Genomic DNA, 205 nt, shown 5'->3' with positions numbered 1-205 from the left:
CCCAGTTAAGACTCGGTTTCCCTACGGCTCCCCTAGATGGTTAACCTTGCCACTGAATATAAGTCGCTGACCCATTATACAAAAGGTACGCAGTCACACCACGAAGGTGCTCCTACTGCTTGTACGTACACGGTTTCAGGTTCTATTTCACTCCCCTCACAGGGGTTCTTTTCGCCTTTCCCTCACGGTACTGGTTCACTATCGG

The 205-nt window shown here is 50.2% G+C and carries 1 rRNA gene; it reads right to left on the bottom strand.

From position 1 onward, the window contains the following. A 23S ribosomal RNA gene (locus IQP38_RS22625) occupies positions 1-205 on the bottom strand; the annotation flags it as partial.

The sequence above is a fragment of the Vibrio sp. OPT41 genome, assembly GCF_015163595.1.
GTDB classification, from domain to species: Bacteria; Pseudomonadota; Gammaproteobacteria; order Enterobacterales; family Vibrionaceae; genus Vibrio; species Vibrio alginolyticus.
Note: the sequence above shows the minus strand (reverse complement) of the source record. Positions and strands in the feature narration are given on the sequence as shown.